Source organism: Tissierella carlieri (assembly GCF_018917285.1).
Lineage (GTDB): Bacteria > Bacillota > Clostridia > Tissierellales > Tissierellaceae > Tissierella > Tissierella carlieri.
On the sequence record NZ_JAHLOH010000035.1, the window covers coordinates 26,636 to 44,667 of the forward strand.

Sequence of the window (18,032 nt, forward strand, 5' to 3'; positions counted from 1 at the left end):
ATTTAGATAATCATCTATTGATCTTTTTATAGCAGTACTGAAATTATTGGTATAGTCAATATAGATAATATATGGCTTATTATATTGAATTTTAAAGCAAACTCTATTTCGCAATCGTGCTTTTGAGTCAAAACTACAAGTAATATTGCTGTTGGCAATGATTGCATTGTAACTACTATACTTGTAAGGAGCTGTGGTGCATTTATAAACTTAAGTAATAATAATGCCACAATTGGAGCTACAATTAATTTAATAAAACAAGCATAATATATATCCTTATCTCCTATTATTTCCTTTAATTTCAGCTTAGTCATTTTTTCACCCAATATTAACATTGATAATGGTGAGGTAAGTGCTGACAACATTGAAAGAGGCTTACTAACTACATAATGCATCTCTATTTTTAGTATAAACATTATTGTACCTAGAAATACTGCAATTAATGCTGGAGTTTTCGCTAATATTTTAAATGGTGATTGTGTTTTTTCCTTTGAAAGTATTCTTTCTCCATAAGTCCACAATATAGTATGATAAGGTATCATAAATACAGAAGCGTAAAGTACTGCTTCTTGTCCAAATAATTCAAATATCAATGGAAGTCCCATAAATCCTGAGTTAGGAAATGCTGTACCAAATATTAAAACAGCTTTTTTCTCTTTAGAATATCTTATAAAAAGAATCTTAGATATTAACACGGTGATAACATGTATTCCTACGGAATATACAAATATTAATAATACTCCTCTTAATGTATCCTTTGAATAACTCATATTAAAGGACGAAATTATAAGTGCTGGTAAGGCTATTGCTGTAAGTACTTGGGTCATACCCTTGGATATATCTTCATTTATTATATTTTTCTTTGTTGCTATATATCCTACTGCCATTAATATTGCTAATACTGTGACTTGCTGTATTACAAAAGATGTTTGCATATTGTTCCCCCTCAATCTCAATTACTTCTATTATATATTGATTTTATTTAAAAAACTAGGTGGAGAACGCCTAGTTTTCGACTCTATATCTTCATTATATCTTTAAATTCATTCAATTTACTTCGACTAATAGATATCTTTTCCTTTACTCTGGTTAATTCCAAAGCAACAAAGTTTATCTTAAAAGAAAAAAGATGGTTATCACCATCCTCTCCTATCTATTATTTAAGCCTTCATAATTAAGCCTATGAACTCCAAATCTTCATTTCCTATATTTTTTATTGAATGACCTTCGCCACTTCTACATAGAGTGAAATCTCCTTCTTTTATAGATATTTCATTGCCATTATCACTATAAAGAGCTCGCCCTTTAAGTATATAGTAAGCCTCTTGCTCTCCTTCATGTTTATGAAATCCTATAGAGTTTCCAGGTTCTATTATATGCTTTGCAAATAATCTACCATGTCCACAAAAATCTTCCACTTCTAATAAATGTGTCCTTTTAATTTCTCCTTCTCCTTGCATTAAATTTACAACTGCATCTGTTCTTAATTCATCCGATTTTTTCATCATTTAAAACTACCCCCTATTTTTAAGTTAATATCTGCAACAACCAAGGTGCTAAAAATACAGTAATCAAGCCTGCAACGCTTATACCCAGCGAACCCATTGCTCCTTGTACTTCTCCTAATTCTATAGCCTTTGCAGTTCCTACAGCATGAGCTGCTGTTCCCATTGCTATTCCAACAGCAATTTCGTCATGGATTCTAAATACTTTAAAGATATATGATCCTATAACATTTCCTATAATCCCCGTAAGTATTGTCATGGCCACAGTTAAAGCTGGTATCCCTCCTATTTGGGCGGATATCTCGCTAGAAATAGCTGCTGTTACAGACTTTGGTATAAGTGATATGGATACAGGTCCAGTTAATCCAAATAACTTACTTAAGTAAAATATACTAACTATTGATGTGGTACATCCTACTATTATACCCACTAATACTGGAACTCCACTACTCTTTAGTCTTTCTATTTGTTTATATAATGGCACTGCTAGAACCACCGTTGCAGGTCCTAGAAAGAAAGTAATTATACTGCCTCCCTTATTATAAACCTCATAATCAATATCAAAATATGCTAATAAGATTATTATTAATCCTATTGCTATAATTAAAGGATTGAATATTGCCTTCTTAGTTTTCTTATTTATAAAAAGTCCTATTTGAAAAGCAATGATTGAAATAACGAATCCAAATATAGGTGTATCTAAATAAGCCATTATTTAATTTCCTCCTTTCCTCTGCCTGTTAATAGTTGGACAGTTAGGCCTGTAACAACTATTGTTAATGCTGTTGTTAAGATTATAACTACTAGAATTGGTAGCCATTGCTCCTTTATTAGTTCCAAAGATGCTATTAATCCAACACCTCCTGGAATGAATAGAAAAGTTAAATGATCTAGGAAAAATTCAGATACAGTTTCAATTTTTTCTAATTTTAGTATTCCAGTAAGTAGACAAATTAATAGTATTATCATTCCTAAGACTGTGGCCGGAATAGGTATTTTTGCTATTTGTTGAATAATATGTGCTATAAACAATATTCCAAGTATGATACCTAGTTCTTTAAGAATTTTCATTAATACCACCCCTTAATTTTAGTAAAATCTATTTAACTTCATCTTTCCTTATCTATTTATTTCTAAGAGATAAATAGATAATATTATTATAGTAGAGTATTGTCCCCATATTGATTATATGAAGTTTCCTATTTTTATACAATAATTTCTCTATAAAATGCTAACAATCATAGATAAAATACAAGATTAATCCATTGATAACAATTAACAAATTAATGGTTCAAACTCTTTTACTTTCATATTAAATAGAGAACTAGGAGATAATCTCCTAGTTCTCTATTTGATTATTACTTCCCTTTTTTAATCCAACCAGCTACTTCTACTGTTCTCTTTGCTTGATGTTTTACCGCATCTTTCACATCTTCAATCATATTTCCATCTTGATCTAGGGTAACGGAGGTACCGTAAGGATTACCCCCTGCTTTATATATTGAGTCGTCAGTATAGCCTGGTGGTACTATTATTGCTCCCCAGTGCATCATTGATGTATATAATGATTTTACTGTGGCCTCTTGGCCTCCATGAGCATTTCCTGCTGATGACATAGCTGATACCACTTTATTCGTTAATTTTCCTTGTGACCATATCCCACCTTGCATATCTAAAAATTGCTTCATTTGTGATGGTAAATTCCCAAATCTAGTTGGCATTGAGAAGATTATAGCATCAGCCCAGTCTAAATCCTCTGATGTAGCTACTGGTATATCTTTCGTTGCCTCTATATTGGCTCTCCATGCTGGATTGGAGTCTATAGCAGCGTCTGGTGCTAACTCTTGAACCTTTCGGACTCTTACCTCTGCACCTGCTTCTAAGGCTCCTTCTTCCACCATTTTCGCTAATTTATAATTTGTTCCTGTTGAGCTATAGTATATTACTGCTAGTTTAACTTTTTCCATTACCATTTCTCCTTTCAAAAATATATGTCAATTTGATATTATCCTTAAGTATTGATAATATACCCTTAAAGAAAAGACACTAAACACCTTTCATACTATACCAGGGTATTTATTGTTAGAAATGATAATAATATTCCAGCTAGAACTGATAAGACTAAATTTCCTTTTATATATGATATAATAGCTGCAATTCCAATACCTATGACAGTTGCTATTTTCATCCCATCAGCAGCAGTCAATACTCCTCTTATAATTAAAATGCTTAGAGAGGTATAGGGTATATATAAGAGGAATTCCTTCAGATTTTTATTTATATTTCGATTGTTCAATAATGCTAATGGTATTAACCTCGGTAGATATGTAACTAAAGTCATACCTATTATTAGTGGCAAATAGCTTTTCATCTTATTCCTCCTCATTTTTCCTAAAGATAACCACTCCCATAGAAGAAGATATAATAATTCCAAAAATTATGTCCCAACCTGAAGTGAATATCTTAGAATAAAATAATATTACATAAACTACTGCTGATATTATAGATAAAAATAAAATATTCTTTGATTTCTTTATTTCTGGAAAAAGCAATGCTGCAAACATTGCATATAATCCTATACTCAAACTAGACTGTAAAGAAGCAGGAAGTATTTCTCCTACTAAATATCCAGCCATTGTACCTAATGCCCAAGAACTATAGGCTAATATATTAATGACTAATACAAATGCTAGGTTAATCTTATCTTTATTGAAAGATATTACCGAGAATGTCTCATCGGTAATTCCAAAGGCTACTATTGGCAGAAACTTCTTATTCATATCTTGAAACTCTACTGCTAATGATGCTGACATCATCATATGTCTTAAATTTAGTAAAAATGTTGCAAGTATTATACTGCCTATAGAGACTCCAGCTCTTATAAAATCTAATGCCATAAATTGACTAGCACCTGCATATACCATCATAGATAAAAGGCTTGTATCTCTAAAGGTCACATCAGTATTCTTTGATAGTAGACCAAAGGCCATAGCTATGGGAAAGTATCCTATTACTATAGGTAATACAGCTACAAATCCTTCTTTTATTTTATCTATTTCAATCTTTTCTTTAGTCATATGTCCTTCCCCCTTTTGTACTTTACTGTAACAGAAAATTAATAATATTATATTAGTATTCTCACAAAAATTCAAGGAAAATGAAATAAGTATCAAAAATGGTGCCAGGCACCATTTTTGATACTTATTCTATTGAATAGTAAATTTGTCTAACTTTTTATATCAGATAAAAACGGTTTGTTTTTACCTACATATCTCTAGCCAGCAACGCTGCCCCGATGGAGCCTGCATATCTAGCTAATGGACTTGTTTGTACTTTTGTTCCCAGTTTCTCTGAGAGAAGTTCAACAAAGGGTTCTACTTCACATAGTCCTCCTGTTAAAAATATAGTATCTGTAGCACCATGTTTGTGTAGAAGAGCATATACTCTTCCTGTAATTGAGTTTACTATACCTCTGGCTATACCTTCTCTTTTAGTTCCAGATCCTATAAGACTTATAACCTCAGATTCCGCAAATACCGTACACATACTAGTTATATTTATATCTTCTCCTGATAATGCCATTTGGACTAGTTCATCTATACTAACTCCTAAGGTATTTGCCATTAGTTCTAAAAACCTACCAGTACCTGCAGCGCATTTATCATTCATTGTAAAATTAGATACCTTACCTTTGTCTAAAGTAATTATCTTCGTATCTTGTCCACCTATATCTATTACTGTAGAGTCTCTACCTAATAGATAATGAGTTCCTTTACCATGACAAGTAATTTCTGTAATAGTTTTATTTGCATAAGGTACGGATATTCTACCATAACCAGTAGCTACAACCTTTGATTCGTCTATTTTTATATTTTCTTTCTCTAACTTTTCTCTAATTGTTTTTGAAGTTTCTATACTGCTCCACCCTGTAGGCATAGTGAAATTTTCTATTAATTTATCATCATTAAATACTGAAACCTTAGCAGCGGTAGAACCTATGTCTATACCAATGTAATGCATTCTTATCATCCTTTACTATTTTGCAGTAGCCGGCCTTTCTATTGTTTCTAGAAAAGCTTCAACTCTTACTTTTACTTGTCCTGTATCTGAATCTGAGTAGTCAGTTTCTATCTGAATAAATGGAAGTTTTAATTCTTCTTGAACAAATTTCTTAACTGTAAATGATTCTATATTATATGTGTGACATGCTTGCCAAGTTAAATCTACTACTCCATCTACATCATATTCCTTAGCTAATCTTCCGATTAAATCTAATCTTCTATTATTATTTGTCATACATGAACAAGGAGTAGAAAGGTATTTTTCTGCTAAAGCAGTTATAGGATCTTTATTTTCATCTACCATAACATCTAATCCCTTATATCCAGTACAATTTTCTAAGGCTACTACAGATGCACCAGCTTCTTCTAAAGCTTTCAGTACCTTTTCTGAGCCAGCTCCTATTGGACAGCCTGTAAGTAATATCCTAGGTGCTGTTTCATCGAAAGCATATATTCCTTTTTCCATTCTATCTTCTATTTCAGCTATTAATCTTTCAATTAAATTAATTCCTGATTCTTTATCTACATTAAAACCTTTTAACCATTGAGCTAACATCATATCCATTCCTGATAATGGTGCTGGTTTATGAGCATTTAGTTTATGTAACCTTTTCATTGCATCTCTTTCTCTATTCATAAGTTTTATAGCATTTTTTAGTTTTTCATCTGTTATTTCTACTCCAAGCTTTTCTTCTATGAAATTTTTAAATTTAACCATTTCTTTTTTCCATAAATCCAGTGAATCTTCATCGTTTGCAGTTTGTGGCAGATTCATAATATGCATTGGTTTTATTTTTCCCATTAATTCATACATTTTTTTCTTTCCATCACATGTAGTTTCTGCTAAAAGTACATCTGAGAAATAAAAATATGGACATTTATCTGTAATTGCAAACCCATAGCTAGATTTAATTAATGGACATAGATTTCTTGGTAATTCCTTTTCTGCATCTTCAATAGGTGCTTGGGTTGTACCACATAGAGTTACAGGTATTGAATCTGCTGCTAATGCTATTTCTGAAGGTGAAAACACGCAATACATCCCTACAACTTTTTTACCCGTTTCATGGGCTTCTTTGATTTTTACTGAATTTACACCTCTTAAACCTTCAACTTCTTCCATTATCGATGGTCTCATATTTCACACGCTCCTTTTATAAGATTACATACATATTAAAGTTTATCATGTAAAAAAACCATCTACCAATTATTTTTATCAATAGGTTGATGGTCTTGTATAGGTAATATTAATAAGAAGCAATATGGATACCCGTTAATTATTTGTCTTCAAATAATCATTTATCGCCGCTCGAAGTCCTTTAACTCCTAGGACTGAGCAGTGAATCTTGCTTTGTGGTAGTCCATCTAAGGCATCGATAAGTTCTTTTTCCGTTATGGCTAGAGCCTCTTCTATAGTTTTACCTTTTGCCATTTCTGTTATCATACTACTTGTAGCTATAGATGCCGTACATCCAAATACTAAAAAGCTAATATCTGTTATTATATTATCCTTAACTTTAATATAAATGGTTAAAGAATCACCACATTTTAAATCTCCATAAGTACCTTCTCCGTCAGGATCTTTCATACTACCTACATTTCTTGGGCTCATAAAGTGCTCTATTACTTTCATTGAGTACTCTGAATACAACTTTATCACTTCCTGTTTATATAATAGTGGTTATCATCTTTATTTTACCACAGAATAATATTTTAATATAATAATTTAAACATAAATATCTGAAAACTCTACATGTATTCTCTCCGCATTAAATGTATTTTCTTCATTTTTGGCTATAAAATCATTTTCAATAACCTTATCCGGCAATTCTATTACAAACTCAGTTCCTCTACCAAATTCGCTCTGCACTGATATAGTTCCTTCATGTAACTCAACTAAGGATTTAACTAGAGATAGACCAATTCCAGACCCCTCTGTCCTTCTTCTAAGAGAATTCTCAACTTGACCAAATCTATCAAAAATCATTTCTAATTTGTCTTCTGGAATGCCTATGCCATTATCCTTCACAGAAATTTTAACTTTTCCCTCTTCATTATAAATATTGACTTCTATCTCTCCTCCCCTTTCCGTAAACTTAATTGAGTTTGATAATAAATTTAACATGATTCTCTCTATCATATCCGCATCAAAGGCAATTATCTTTTCCTCTACATCTGTATCAAATATAATACTTATATCCTTTAACTTTGTATATTCTACAATAGACATAGTTATATCTTCAACAACCTTTACGATATCATTGTTACACAATTTAATTTTAATATGATTATCCTCAATCTTATTTATATCAATGAAGTTATTAATTAATCTTAACAATCTATAACTATTTTGCTTTTGCAGCTTAATATACTTATTAAAAATACCATAAAATTCTTCGTGATTAGTTATATCGGAGCTTTCCAACAACTGTATACTTCCTAATATAATATTTAGCGGTGTTTTAAATTCATGTGATATTGTAGTTAAAAATTCAGATTTTAAATTATTATACTCCTCTTCTTCTTTAGCCTTTATATTAAGGGCCTCCACCATACTATCAAAGGCTTGTCCAACATCACCTAAGTCATCCCCTTCACTAATACCTGTCTTTACGTTTAAATCTCCTGCTTTAACTTTTTGTGCTGCTAATTTTAACTTATCTATTGATTCAGCAAAACCACTAGATAGCATCATAGCTATAATGAAAGATATTATATAAATTAAAACAAATATTACTATATTTTTTATGGATAACTGTCTTCCACTTGCTAATACTTGTTCCACAGGAGTAGTTACAAAGCTACTCCATCCAATCTCCTTAATAGGATAGTCAACTCCCATTCTTTCTACTCCATCTTGTTCAGAATACCTAGCACGGGTTTTAACAATTTCCCCTTTCAATGCTCGTCTTGCAGGTGAGTCTTCGCCTGCCTTTCTTTTTTCAATCTGAACGTTATCACCTATAAGTTGATATACAATATTTGCATCTCTATCGACTAATCCAAATGTACTTCCAGCTCCTATTCTATTTATTGGGAAAATATATTTCATATCCTTAGCTTCTATTGTATTGATAACTATCCCTTTTAATTCCCCATCAACCCTAATAGCCCTAGAAATAGAAATTATCAATTCACCATTGATAGCACTATATTCCAAATTTCCTATGACCTTCTCTTTTCCACTAATGATCTCTTTATAAGAGTTTCTCCCACTTATATCTATCACCATATCCGTTTCATGTGAACTTATATTCACAATTCCTTCAGGAGTCGACCAATAATAGTGTATCTCAAATAGCTGATTATCTGAAGCAATACTTTTAAGGTGATCTTCTATATATTCGTTTCCTCTCTCGGGATGTGCAATCAGAGACCTTCCCAGTATATACTGGCTTGACCATGTTCTCTCTATAAAGTTCATGAAGGCTAAATTAATTGCTTCTGCATAATCCTGACATACTTCTAATTCCGCTTCAATACTTGCTTCTACCCCCCTTTTTATTTCTGTAATCTTTAGTATAGATAAAGGTATTAATGTGGTAAAAATCAGTAATATTATTTTTAGTTTGATACGATTTATTTTCAATATCTATCCCCCTAGATAACATATTTTTAAAATAAATATATCTCTACTATGTTGCTTTAATTTAATAACATTATAGCAATTCTTGAAATAATTAGCAACGGGTGTTGTTCCAGGGGTAAAATAAAATCAAGAGCCTCATGATTTCTCATGAGCGCTCTTGATCTTAAAGGAGGTCTATTTTACAGACCTATTTCTATCATTCCCTTTTCTGTTATTTCTACTCTTACCTTCAATACTTCTTCTAAAAAACTAAAAGGTACATAGGTAGATGAATCTTTAACTTCTGGTGCTGTACCAAGTTTTATTAGCATCTTTGCAAAATTATACTTGTCTTCTCCGATAGTTATAGCTGTCCATTGTGCCCCTTTTGTTAATTCTGCTGTTTTTGATTCATTGTTCCATTTTATCTCATATTCTAGGGCCTCAGCTATATCCCTGAGAGGTATCATCATAACATCTTTTTCATTTTTATATAGCGACTTATTTAAAGTAATTTCCTTCTCATTGACAATTAATTTATCTAAAACGGTAATCTCTGGTTCTACTTTTACTTCTTCATCCTCACCCATTACAATTATTTTCTCTGGTGTTGTTTGAGCGGGAATACTTTTTGTTGATATGGTATAGAAAACGATTAAATCTTTACCCCCTATAGCTCCCTTTTCTAATTGGTTACCATTTCTATCTATTCTAACTGTTTCGGCATCTACATTTAGCTTCAATGTTCCATCAGAACTTATCAAATCCTCGTTAAACTTTGATACATGTATAGTTCCTGGTTCTTCAGCTTCTTTCACTACAATAACATCTGGTGTTAATTGTGGTGGCAAACTCATTGTCATTATAGTATTTTTGTCATAGTATCCAGAAACAGTCATTCCTTTTTTAAGAGTATCTGAGGTTATAAAATCCTTAGTTTTATCATTCAAAAGAATCACTTCTTCATTTATATGAAATACCATTCCATTATATGGATCACTCTCATCATTTTTTACTAATATAGATAGATATTTTCCATTATTATTTACTTCAGTAATTTTTCCTTCATATTTGATATAATCTGCCATTACTACATCTTCAATCTGATCTACTTTATCAATTGGCGCGGATATGGGAATTATTTCTTTTCCATCAGATCCATTATCAGCTTTAACTGCAATTGGGCTCAATGTAATACAAGTTGCCAATGATAATATTATATATTTTTTAGTTTTCTTCATTTCAATCCACTTCCTTTCTCCTACGTCCTTAGTATATCAAGGATTTAGTTCGAAATGGTTACATTAGGTTTACAATATGGTTACATTAATTAAATCTTAAATCTTCCAATAATTAGTTGTAGATCTTGTGCTAAATTCGCCAGATCTTCACTTCCTTTAGATATTTCTCCCATTGAAGCTGTTTGTTCTTCCATTGAAGCCGTTACTTCCTCTGTGGCAGCTGAATTTTCTTCAGCAATTGCTGAAAGATTTTGTAATCCGCTAAGTATTTCATCCTTCATATTCTCCATATCTACACTTGAAGAATTTAGTTCATCTACAGTCCTTTCAGTATCTTTCACTGCCTCTGATATTAACATATATTTCTCTTTGCTACTAACAACACTTACCGTCTGCTCTTTAATTATATCTTCTATTCTTTCCATTGTTGTTACTGCATTTTTTGCATTGCCTTGTAATTCACTAACTATTTGATTAATGGAATCCGTAGAATTTGAAGATTGCTCTGCTAATTTTCTAATTTCTTCTGCTACAACTGCAAATCCTTTCCCTGCTTCCCCTGCTCTAGCTGCTTCTATTGCAGCATTTAGAGCTAGTAGGTTCGTTTGTTCTGCTATAGATAAAATTATATTACTTGCTTCCCCAATCTTATTAGAGCTATCATTTGTTTTTAATATTGCAGTATAAATTTCTTTTGTTGCACTATTACTTTCCTCTGTTATATTAGTTAATTTTTCAATCTCTATCAGACCTTCATCAATAACTTCTATTATCCTACTTGAGTCATTAACTAAATCTTTCATATATGCAATATCCTTCTCGATAATTTCTCCTAATGAAATTGCTTTTGTCGAACCTTCTTCTGTATGCTGGGCCTGTTCAGAAGCACCATTTGATATTTCCTCTGTAGTCCTAGCTACTTCCTCTATAGCAATAGCCGATTGCTGAGTAATAGCCATCATTTCCTCCGATGCAGCTGCGACTTGTTCGGCAGATCTATTTATATCATTTATAATTTCTCTAAGATTATTTGTAATATCTTCTAATCCTTTAGCAAGTCTTCCAATTTCATCTTTTCTTTTTATATACTTTTCTGGTATATTCTCTCTTATATCATAGCTTGCTATTTTCTGTAAATGGTTTATTCCTGCAACAATTGGTTTTGTAATCGCATTTCCTATGAAATATACGATGAATATGCCACATATGACGTTAATTATTGTATCTTTTATAATTTTTCCTTGCAGGATTGAAACTATATGTGATGCTTCTCCAAGTTCTGCTGTAAGTATTTTTTCCGCTGTTCTTATAGTTATAAGTCCCGTGGAAGTAGCTGCCACTAAAAGTAGAATGGAAAAATAAACAATAAGCTTTACTTTAATACTTTTCATTTAGACACCTCCGTTTAATTTAGCTAATAATTTAATCTATTTATTTGTTGCTTTCCTCTTTAGGTATGTTATATATATGACAAAGATTGTATTTCTCATAAAATTTATTATATATTTTATTACAATTACTGGCAATACTTGACAATTTACGATATTTATGTATAAACATATAATATAATCTTAGATACCATCTATACCTTTATTGTCTTTTTCTAAAACCCACATATTATCAGCAGTATAGAGCAAACCCTATCCTAATTTATTTTAAAATTTACAGTTCGGGACTTATTTACTATATTCATAATTGATTGTATATTTTTTGACCAATGTACTAAATTAGACGTAACATAAAATGAAAGATACCTTTCCAAGAGAACCGCTCAATGGACAATAAAGTATCAGAAGGAATACAGTATGCCATTAGGTCTATGAAACATCAGGCTCTAGTTAGGGAATAGGATAACACCACCCTTAGATGTCGAAACAGTAGTACGCCAGTAAGGACCTAGTGTGCTGAAAATGGCATAGATAGAATTTATTAGACTTTTCCAATTACTGGTGATACAATATTAACAATAAGGTGTTAGTAAAATATGTCAAAGCTATTTAAGGAGGATTATTATGAAACTAGTCGTATTAGGTGGAGCAGGTTCTCAAGCACTTTATGGCATTAGGGATTTAATCAATCATGGTAGCATTTTCGATGAGGTAATTATTTCATCCCGTAACCTTGAAAAAAATAAGAAAATTGTGGAAAAACTTAATTCACCAATAGTTAAAGCTGCAGAAGTTGATGTTGCTGACGAAGAAGCATTATATGAACTTATAAAGGATTGTGACGTAGTTGCTAATTGTACAGGCCCTTATCATATTCTTGCATATAAGATTATAGAGACTACTATAAAAGCTGGCAAGCACTATGTTGACTTCTGCGACGATATCGAAGCATTCAATAAGATATTTGAATCAGACTTACCTAAGAAAGCTGAGGAAAAAGGGCTTAGCATGATAATGGGTCTTGGCGCAAGTCCAGGATTTTTATCAGTGCTAGCATGTAGTGCAGAACAACGTTATTTTGATTCACTAAATGAAGCTATATTCTATTTTGCATGTGATGAGAAAGAACCAGGTGGCCCTGCAGTGCTTGGACATATGTTAGAATGTATACACAACGCACCATATATTAAAGACGGGAAAAAATTCAATGAACCTTCATTTCGTGAAGAATGGGATTTCGACTTTGGTGAACCCTATGGCCTTCGTAAGGTTACTAGAATAGGTCATCCTGAAGTATTTACTTTCCCCAGATATTCACCAGGAATTCAAAACGTATCTATAAGATTCAGTCTTGAGCCATTCTCAGCATATGAAGGCTTTAGAGATATGAGCTTATCAGGTCTTACATCTGATTACCCACTTGACATCAATGGCAATCCTGTATCACCTCGTGACTTTGCACTAGCTGTATTATTAGCACAAAAGGCACGCCGACCAGCAATGAGCGAAGAAGAACTTAAGGAATTTTTAAAGGGAGTTACTGCATGTGCAGCTACAGAACTACATGGCAAAAAAGATGGTAAAGACATATCTTATGTCGGAAGAGTGGCAGGAAACATGGCTCCACTTACAGCAATACCATTAATCATAGGTGCTGAAATGTTAGCTAAAGGTGAAGTATCTAAAAAAGGTATTATGGTAGCTGAAGAAGCTATTGAAGATGCAGACAAGTTTGTAAAAGAAACAGTAAAGAGAATCCGTGAAGATGGATTTGGATTTACTGTTAGAGAAGACCTTACCGTTAGAGAAGAGTATTAATAAAACTGATACATTAGTTCCAAAAGAATGTTTAGATAATAGTATAAAACAAATTGTATTTAAGCAAAATAAATGCTCTTGTCTGGTGAAAATCAGACAAGAGCATTACTTTTATAAAAATATAATTTACATTTTTTTATTTATACAATATCGAAATAAATGTCTCTATTTAACCAATGATGGATACCAATTTTTCTTATTTTTTTCCATCTTTAATCTATTCCATTCTGCTAGTATTATAGCTGCTTCTGTTGATGCCGCTATACTCTTTTCAATGCCATCATAAGCAAATTCATTTGTTTCTCTATTTCCAATTACAGTAAATATTGCTCCTGCTTTTATTTTAAATAAACTTGATAGAGTAAGAACTGTAGCTGCTTCCATTTCATAATTTATCACATTTGCAGCTTTTAAATCTTCATATCTAGTTTCAAACCAGCTTTGTCTATATCCACCAAATCCATCTCTATTTTGTCCACAGAAAAAGGATGCAGCTGTGGCGGTTATTCCCACATGATATGTGTATCCCAGTCTTTCACATGCTTCCACTAGAGCAGCAACTACTTCATAATCTACCACTGCAGGATAATTTAGATTTACATAATTCTCACTAGTTCCATCATATCTAACTGCACCTGATGAGATTATTAAATCTCCAGGTCGAATATGAGACTGAATAGCAGAGGTAGTTCCTACTCTAATAAATGTTTTTGCACCAATTGTTGCAAGCCCTTCCATTGCACTGGCTGTTGACCCACCGCCAGCCCCTGTGGAACAAGCTGAAATATCTATTCCTCTTATCTTTCCAGTATGAGTCACATGTTCTCTATTTCTTCCTACTTCCTTAAATTCATCCCATTTTTCAGATATCTTGGGAACCCTATCAGGGTCTCCAGGTAATAGAACAATATCTGCTATATCTCCAGGTTTACATCTTATATGGTATTGGATGTTTCCATCTAACTCAGGTCTATCGGCTTTGGATTCCCAATTTTTTTTGTCTTCCATTAAAAACATCTCCCTTACTAATTATTAATGAAGATTTATAAATTATTATTCTAATTTACTAAATAAGGCAATTTTAGCTGTATCTTCCACCATTTCAGCTAAATAGAAAGCTTTGCTGAAGTTTTCTCCAACAGATATAATACCATGCTCTTTCATTAAAATAGCAACTATTTCAGGATTTTTATATTCTTCTATAACGTAATTTGCTAACTTATCAGATCCTGATGATGCTATATCTATGGTTGGTACATGCTTTAAATAACCTTTTGCATGATTTGTTATTAAGGGTAATTCCTCATGGTTTGCTGCTATTGCTGTCGCATAAGGTGGATGCACATGAATTACTACATTTACATCTGACCTAACTTTATATATTCCTGCATGGAACTTCCATTCTTTAGATAATGTTTTGGTTCCTTCTAGTAAATTTCCATCTAAGTCTACTTTCACAACATCTTCCTCTGTCATATCACTAAATGCACTACCTGAACTTTTTATCAATATAGCATCTTCACCAGGAACTCTACAACTAATATTTCCACCTGTAGCACATATTAAATGTCTATCATAACATCTTCTACTAATTTCTACTAAATCCTTTTTTAATTGTTCAATACTCATTTAAATCACCTCTCATTTTTAGTTATTAAACTAGGCTGCAACCTCATAAAAGGATGGCAGCCTAGTTTAATTTAGTTATCTACTCCGCAATTTCTAATGCAATTTTCATCATATCAGTAAAGTTTTTCTCTCTTATATCTGCTGATACTTTTTCACCAGTCATAACATGATCAGATACAGTCAATATGGATAATGCTTTTTTACCTGCCCTAGCCGCTACTATATAGAGAGCCGCTGTTTCCATTTCTACTGACAATACTCCCATTTTTGACCATCGTTCATTTTCTTCTCTATCATATTCAGGATAGAATATATCTGTTGAATATACATTTCCTACCATATATTTAGCTTTTATCTGGTCTGCCTTATCTACAGCATCTCTTAACAATGGATAGGATGCCACCGCTGAAAAAGTTCCAGATAGCTTATATTGATCAGCGTATGGTGTATTATAACAAGCTCCCAAAGCAAATACTAAATCTCCTATTTTTAATTCATCATGAATTGCTCCAGTTGTACCTACTCGTATAATATTTTCTACATCATAAAGATTATATAACTCCCATGCATGAACACCCATTGTAGGCGCTCCGATTCCACTTGCCATTACAGACACCTTTTTCCCTTTATATGTTCCTGTATAGGCATACATACACCTAATACTATTTACTTGAACTGCGTCTTTTAAGAAATTCTCTGCAATAAACTTAGCTCTTAAAGGATCTCCTGGCATTAAAACTGTTTTTGCTATCTCACCTGGTTGTGCTGATATGTGATGTGTTGGTGCTTTTAATGTCATTTTAATTCCTCCCAAATTTATTATTTTACTTTTAATAGGCTTTCTAGATAAGGAGATATCATAACTCCTTTTTCTGTTATTATCCCACTAATTAATTCATTCGGTGTTACATCAAATGATGGGTACAGGGCTTTTGTTGCTGCTTCTGTTATTAATTGCCCATTTAAATGTGTAACCTCTTTTTCATTTCTATATTCAACATGTGCATCCATTCCATGTGCAAGATCATAATCTATTGTATGGCTTGATGTTGCTGTATAAAAGGGAATATTATTCTTTTTCGCGGCTAAAGCATGCATATAAGTGCCTACTTTGTTTAAAAGATCTCCGTTAGCTGCAATTCTATCTGATCCAACTACTACTTTTTGAATTCTTCCTAACTTCATTAAATACCCGGACATACCATCAGTAATTAATGTATGAGGTATTCCCCATCTTTCTAATTCATAAGCAGTAATTCTAGCTCCTTGTAAATAAGGTCTTGTCTCACTTGTAAATACATGAATATTTTTTCCTTGCTCAAATGCTTTTCTAATTACAGATAGAGCTCTGCCACCATACCCAGCTCCTGCAAGGGCTCCTGAATGGCAATGAGTTAGAATTGTGTCCCCATCATCAATTAATTCAGCACCATATTCACCTAATTTCTTCTCGTATCCAAGTTGTCTTTCTATGATCTCAGAAGCTTTTTCTTCTATAAAGTCAACAACCTCTTTACCAGAGTAGTTATCTATGGCTTCTATCATCTCATCAACTGTTTTCATTAAATTTACTGCAGTAGGTCTAGTAGATTTTAATAACAACCCACTCTCTTTAATATAGTTTCTGTTTCCATTTGAATTTACTGCTGCCAAAAGAATCCCATAAGCTCCTGCAATCCCAATTGCTCCCGACCCACGGATCGTCATATCCTTAATTGATTTTGCTAATCCTTCAACCGTATTTATAGTATATATTTCCTCAACAAATGGAAGTTTAATTTGGTCAATAAGTCTAACTTTACCATCTTCAAACCATATGGGTAGTAATAGCTGTTGCTCCTTCCATTCATTTGTTAATTTATAAATTTTATTCATTTAACTGCCTCCTAAAGTCTTACTCATCATGATACTTCCCTAAACCCGCTGGATTTCTTGAACTCTTTAATCCAAATACAACTACAAGCATTGTTAGCACATATGGTAATGTCCTAACTATATGACTAGGTATAAAGCTACCTTGGAATATGGTCTGTAATGAATCAAAGAATCCAAAGAACAAACTTGCACCTAGGGCACCTAATGGATTGTTTTTGCCAAAAGTTGCAATTACCATAGCTATATATCCTCTTCCCGCCGTCATGCCATCTACATACATATTAAGCTGTGCCAATGATAGATATGCACCAGCTAGACCACACAGTGCTCCACTAATCATAACTCCTATATATTTATATAAAGCTACATTTATACCAACTGTATTGGCTGCAACTGGATTTTCGCCTACCATTCTCATTCTAAGACCTTGGGGAGTTTTAAACATGTAAATCCAGCCTACTATTACTATTAAAATAGTTATATAAAAAAGAATATTTTGTTCTGCTAATATTGTTCCGATAAAAGGAATCTTTGATAAAAGTCCTATTTCTAATTTATCAAAACTTGCTACCTTTGGTGATATTCCTTTGGATTTCCACATTATCTGCAGAATAAGGGGAGCTACAGCAGCTGCTAATAAATTTACGCTCATTCCACTTAGAGTTTGATTAACCTTATATTTGACATTTAAAAATCCATGGAGTAATGAAAATAATACTCCAGATACTATACCAAATAATATTCCTATCCAAGGGCTTCCACTGATGAAAGAGCCGAATACTCCAAAGAATGCTCCTGCTATCATCATCCCTTCACAACCCATTGCCATAATACCTGACCTTACTGAAAATGCAGCTCCTGTAGATGCTAAAATCATCGGGACAGACATACGTATGGTAGATACTATTACAACATATAAAATATTACTTATGTTTCCCATAAATCTT

General features: G+C 32.6%; 19 protein-coding genes. 1 reads left to right on the plus strand and 18 read right to left on the minus strand.

Features of this window, described 5'->3' with window-relative positions:
* Positions 1-26: 26 nt before the first annotated feature.
* From KQI38_RS11415 to KQI38_RS11475, 13 genes are all read right to left on the minus strand, one after another.
* A complete protein-coding gene (locus tag KQI38_RS11415) occupies positions 27-935 on the minus strand; it encodes an AEC family transporter (RefSeq protein ID WP_216559534.1) in 909 nt (302 codons plus the stop codon).
* 225 nt (positions 936-1,160) lie between these two features.
* Positions 1,161-1,508 carry a cupin domain-containing protein gene (locus KQI38_RS11420; RefSeq protein WP_216559536.1) on the minus strand — a complete coding sequence of 116 codons (348 nt, stop codon included), beginning with the start codon at positions 1,506-1,508 and terminating at the stop codon, positions 1,161-1,163.
* A 19-nt stretch (positions 1,509-1,527) separates the two neighbouring features.
* Positions 1,528-2,217, minus strand: a complete 690-nt coding sequence (locus KQI38_RS11425; protein WP_246565799.1) for an LrgB family protein — start codon at positions 2,215-2,217, stop codon at positions 1,528-1,530.
* Entirely contained in the window at positions 2,217-2,576 is a 360-nt protein-coding gene (locus KQI38_RS11430; RefSeq protein WP_216559538.1) for a CidA/LrgA family protein, read from the minus strand. Before KQI38_RS11430 ends, KQI38_RS11425 begins: the two co-directional genes overlap by 1 nt.
* A 287-nt stretch (positions 2,577-2,863) precedes the next feature.
* Entirely contained in the window at positions 2,864-3,472 is a 609-nt protein-coding gene (gene wrbA / locus KQI38_RS11435; RefSeq protein ID WP_216559540.1) for an NAD(P)H:quinone oxidoreductase, read from the minus strand.
* 95 nt (positions 3,473-3,567) lie between these two features.
* Positions 3,568-3,876, minus strand: coding sequence for an AzlD domain-containing protein (locus tag KQI38_RS11440; protein WP_094898896.1), 309 nt, complete (start codon positions 3,874-3,876; stop codon positions 3,568-3,570).
* Between the two features lies 1 nt (position 3,877).
* A complete protein-coding gene (locus tag KQI38_RS11445) occupies positions 3,878-4,582 on the minus strand; it encodes an AzlC family ABC transporter permease (RefSeq protein ID WP_216559542.1) in 705 nt (234 codons plus the stop codon).
* Between the two features lie 187 nt (positions 4,583-4,769).
* Positions 4,770-5,525: an acyl-CoA dehydratase activase gene (locus KQI38_RS11450; RefSeq protein WP_216559544.1), complete on the minus strand. Its 756-nt coding sequence runs from the start codon at positions 5,523-5,525 to the stop codon at positions 4,770-4,772.
* Between the two features lie 15 nt (positions 5,526-5,540).
* Positions 5,541-6,704, minus strand: coding sequence for a double-cubane-cluster-containing anaerobic reductase (locus KQI38_RS11455; protein WP_216559546.1), 1,164 nt, complete (start codon positions 6,702-6,704; stop codon positions 5,541-5,543).
* A 135-nt stretch (positions 6,705-6,839) separates the two neighbouring features.
* On the minus strand, positions 6,840-7,199 hold the full coding sequence (locus tag KQI38_RS11460) for an iron-sulfur cluster assembly scaffold protein (RefSeq protein ID WP_216559548.1): 360 nt from the start codon (positions 7,197-7,199) through the stop codon (positions 6,840-6,842).
* Between the two features lie 93 nt (positions 7,200-7,292).
* A complete protein-coding gene (locus KQI38_RS11465; protein WP_216559550.1) occupies positions 7,293-9,155 on the minus strand; it encodes a sensor histidine kinase in 1,863 nt (620 codons plus the stop codon).
* A gap of 179 nt (positions 9,156-9,334) precedes the next feature.
* Positions 9,335-10,375, minus strand: coding sequence for a stalk domain-containing protein (locus KQI38_RS11470; RefSeq protein ID WP_216559552.1), 1,041 nt, complete (start codon positions 10,373-10,375; stop codon positions 9,335-9,337).
* Between the two features lie 89 nt (positions 10,376-10,464).
* The gene (locus tag KQI38_RS11475) at positions 10,465-11,766 is read right to left on the minus strand and encodes a methyl-accepting chemotaxis protein (protein ID WP_216559554.1); all 1,302 of its coding nucleotides are present in this window, start codon (positions 11,764-11,766) and stop codon (positions 10,465-10,467) included.
* Positions 11,767-12,387: 621 nt separating this feature from the next.
* On the opposite strand from KQI38_RS11475, the gene KQI38_RS11480 reads away from it, so the two are divergent.
* Positions 12,388-13,581: a saccharopine dehydrogenase family protein gene (locus KQI38_RS11480; protein ID WP_216559556.1), complete on the plus strand. Its 1,194-nt coding sequence runs from the start codon at positions 12,388-12,390 to the stop codon at positions 13,579-13,581.
* A gap of 165 nt (positions 13,582-13,746) precedes the next feature.
* Here the strand turns inward: KQI38_RS11480 and udp are convergent, their stop codons facing one another.
* The 5 genes from udp to KQI38_RS11505 all read right to left on the minus strand — a co-directional run bounded on the left by udp (position 13,747) and on the right by KQI38_RS11505 (position 18,025).
* Complete coding sequence (udp, locus tag KQI38_RS11485) at positions 13,747-14,589, minus strand: uridine phosphorylase (protein ID WP_216559558.1); 843 nt, start codon at positions 14,587-14,589, stop codon at positions 13,747-13,749.
* Between the two features lie 45 nt (positions 14,590-14,634).
* A complete protein-coding gene (locus KQI38_RS11490; RefSeq protein ID WP_216559560.1) occupies positions 14,635-15,210 on the minus strand; it encodes a class II aldolase/adducin family protein in 576 nt (191 codons plus the stop codon).
* A gap of 79 nt (positions 15,211-15,289) precedes the next feature.
* Positions 15,290-16,009: a purine-nucleoside phosphorylase gene (deoD, locus tag KQI38_RS11495; protein ID WP_216559562.1), complete on the minus strand. Its 720-nt coding sequence runs from the start codon at positions 16,007-16,009 to the stop codon at positions 15,290-15,292.
* A gap of 20 nt (positions 16,010-16,029) precedes the next feature.
* A complete protein-coding gene (mtnA, locus tag KQI38_RS11500; RefSeq protein ID WP_216559564.1) occupies positions 16,030-17,085 on the minus strand; it encodes an S-methyl-5-thioribose-1-phosphate isomerase in 1,056 nt (351 codons plus the stop codon).
* Between the two features lie 19 nt (positions 17,086-17,104).
* Positions 17,105-18,025, minus strand: a complete 921-nt coding sequence (locus KQI38_RS11505; RefSeq protein WP_216559566.1) for an ABC transporter permease — start codon at positions 18,023-18,025, stop codon at positions 17,105-17,107.
* Positions 18,026-18,032: the final 7 nt, after the last annotated feature.

Coding starts and splice junctions, on each gene's coding strand:
- KQI38_RS11415 (WP_216559534.1), bottom strand. CDS start 935: ATGCAAACATCTTTTGTAATACAGCAAGTCACAGTATTAGCAATATTA.
- KQI38_RS11420 (WP_216559536.1), bottom strand. CDS start 1,508: ATGATGAAAAAATCGGATGAATTAAGAACAGATGCAGTTGTAAATTTA.
- KQI38_RS11425 (WP_246565799.1), bottom strand. CDS start 2,217: ATGGCTTATTTAGATACACCTATATTTGGATTCGTTATTTCAATCATT.
- KQI38_RS11430 (WP_216559538.1), bottom strand. CDS start 2,576: ATGAAAATTCTTAAAGAACTAGGTATCATACTTGGAATATTGTTTATA.
- wrbA (WP_216559540.1), bottom strand. CDS start 3,472: ATGGAAAAAGTTAAACTAGCAGTAATATACTATAGCTCAACAGGAACA.
- KQI38_RS11440 (WP_094898896.1), bottom strand. CDS start 3,876: ATGAAAAGCTATTTGCCACTAATAATAGGTATGACTTTAGTTACATAT.
- KQI38_RS11445 (WP_216559542.1), bottom strand. CDS start 4,582: ATGACTAAAGAAAAGATTGAAATAGATAAAATAAAAGAAGGATTTGTA.
- KQI38_RS11450 (WP_216559544.1), bottom strand. CDS start 5,525: ATGCATTACATTGGTATAGACATAGGTTCTACCGCTGCTAAGGTTTCA.
- KQI38_RS11455 (WP_216559546.1), bottom strand. CDS start 6,704: ATGAGACCATCGATAATGGAAGAAGTTGAAGGTTTAAGAGGTGTAAAT.
- KQI38_RS11460 (WP_216559548.1), bottom strand. CDS start 7,199: ATGAAAGTAATAGAGCACTTTATGAGCCCAAGAAATGTAGGTAGTATG.
- KQI38_RS11470 (WP_216559552.1), bottom strand. CDS start 10,375: ATGAAGAAAACTAAAAAATATATAATATTATCATTGGCAACTTGTATT.
- KQI38_RS11475 (WP_216559554.1), bottom strand. CDS start 11,766: ATGAAAAGTATTAAAGTAAAGCTTATTGTTTATTTTTCCATTCTACTT.
- KQI38_RS11480 (WP_216559556.1), top strand. CDS start 12,388: ATGAAACTAGTCGTATTAGGTGGAGCAGGTTCTCAAGCACTTTATGGC.
- udp (WP_216559558.1), bottom strand. CDS start 14,589: ATGGAAGACAAAAAAAATTGGGAATCCAAAGCCGATAGACCTGAGTTA.
- KQI38_RS11490 (WP_216559560.1), bottom strand. CDS start 15,210: ATGAGTATTGAACAATTAAAAAAGGATTTAGTAGAAATTAGTAGAAGA.
- deoD (WP_216559562.1), bottom strand. CDS start 16,009: ATGACATTAAAAGCACCAACACATCACATATCAGCACAACCAGGTGAG.
- mtnA (WP_216559564.1), bottom strand. CDS start 17,085: ATGAATAAAATTTATAAATTAACAAATGAATGGAAGGAGCAACAGCTA.
- KQI38_RS11505 (WP_216559566.1), bottom strand. CDS start 18,025: ATGGGAAACATAAGTAATATTTTATATGTTGTAATAGTATCTACCATA.